We start from the raw sequence: 1972 nt of genomic DNA, 5'->3' as shown, positions 1-1972 counted from the left end.
AATAAAGGGGGAGCATTCATCCGTTTTGCAGGAGAAAATTTAAGTGCTACAGAACACCATGATAGCCTCTTGCCAGTCCCCTTACGTCCTGGCAAACGTTTGCTTGGAAGTATCATGTCTTGGGCTAAGCCGCAAAAACTTGCACCTTTTACCAAAAATAGCTTTTTCTTTGATCTTCCGTTTCCAAAAGATGTCACTGTCTCACGACAAATTCTAGCAGAACCGAGCTCAGATCTTTTTGAAAAAACGTGGCTTAGTCTTGCTGATGGAACGCCCCTTATTACAGCGGCTAGTCGTGGTAAAGGCACAGTTATTTTTATTCATATTGCACCTGATCCCACATGGTCAAATCTTCCTCTTTCTGGTTTTTTTGCACAAATGTTGCAAAAACTCGTCACATTGAGTGCCTATGAAAATAAAAACTCAACACAAAGAAAAACAACAACAGTACAAAATCCTTGGAAAACATTAACCGCTGATGGAAAACTACAATCCCCTCCTTCTGATGTTGTTCCACTAGTCATTGATGCACAAAATCCAATTCTTGCCTCCTCTCATAACCCACCTGGGTTTTACGGCTTTAAAAATAATCTTTATGCACTCAATCTCTTAAATTCTTCATCGCGCTTGATGAAACAATCATCATTGCCATCTTCCTTAAGTAAGAATCCCTTATCCTACGATACAAAAGAGAAACATCTCACTGGTCTACTTTTAGGATTAGCCATCTTATTATTCGCTTTGGACCATTTTCTCATTTTATGGATGGGGGGCGTTTTTTTTCTCAATCAACGCCGTAATATGTTCCTTTTTCTTCCCCTGGCAATAAGTCTTATCGTCTTGTTCTCAGACAGTCCAATGTTATATGCGCAAGGAACAGAAAATCATGATGAAACCGCAGTACAAGCAGCTGGAGCAACACATCTTGCTTATATTATAACCAACAACTCTGAAATCGATGCAACGAGTAAGAGCGGGCTAGAAGCACTCAGTCAATTTATTGCAGAGCGTACAATGCTTTCACCTGGTTCTGTAACAGCAATTAATCTTGAGAAAGATGAGCTCGCTTTCTATCCTCTCATTTATTGGCCCATTGATTCTCATAGTTCTTTGCCAACACAAAAAAGTCTTGAAAAAATAAACAGTTTTATGAAACACGGAGGTACAGTTTTATTTGACACGCGCGATCAAATACAGACCGACCTCAGTCTTGAAGGCGCTGCCACCCCAGCTACACAAAAATTACGCGCCATTTTAAAGAGATTGAACATTCCAGCCATTGAGCCCGCATCAGCTGATCACGTTATTGCGCGTTCTTTTTATATTATGCCAGATTTTCCTGGTCTTTATCGTGGTTCACCTTTATGGATTGAATCATCATCAATAAATAAAAAAAACAACAATCCTCTTGGCTTCGGTGATAACGTAAGTTCTCTTCTTATCACCGCGAATAACTTTGCGGGTGCTTGGGCACTAGACGAAAAAGGCATGTGGAAATACCCACTTATTCCTAATGATCCGGTGCAACGCCTATGGGCATTTCGAGCAGGATTAAATATTGTTATCTATGTTCTTACCGGAAACTATAAAGCTGACCAAGTTCACGTTCCTGCACTCTTAGAGCGCTTTAACAAAGAAAGAAGGCAATGATACCATTTTTCACTTTTCAGCCTTTTTTGCCTCTCTCTTGGATTTTCCTATTAGGGGGGATATCGGCCCTTTTTGTGGTTATTGGCCTCATGACAAAGCATCAAGGATCTGTCTTGCGTCTTATGACATTGATCTCATTGATCGTTGTTTTACTGAATCCAATGATGATAAAAGAGCAACGGGAACCACTTAAAAGCACCGTAGGCATTGTCATTGATCGCAGCAAAAGCCAAACGTTTGGTACGCGTACAAACGACAGTGACGAAGCACGTGCACAATTAACCAATGCATTGGCACACTATCCACAATTTGAACCACGCTT

At 40.6% G+C, this 1972-nt stretch carries 1 protein-coding gene and 1 pseudogene; both read left to right on the top strand.

The genetic code is table 11. The features are described 5' to 3' along the window. Positions 1–1650, top strand: a 1650-nt coding sequence (locus tag ACFINO_RS09650; RefSeq protein ID WP_375655595.1) for a DUF4159 domain-containing protein, incomplete at its 5' end; no start/stop codon positions are given. Further along, a pseudogene (locus ACFINO_RS09645) lies at positions 1647–1972 on the top strand (hypothetical protein); the annotation flags it as partial. The gene ACFINO_RS09650 and the pseudogene ACFINO_RS09645, both read left to right, overlap by 4 nt.

The sequence above is a fragment of the Bartonella sp. AA83SXKL genome (assembly GCF_042196965.1).
GTDB lineage: Bacteria > Pseudomonadota > Alphaproteobacteria > Rhizobiales > Rhizobiaceae > Bartonella.
This window is presented reverse-complemented; position numbering and strand designations above follow the sequence as displayed.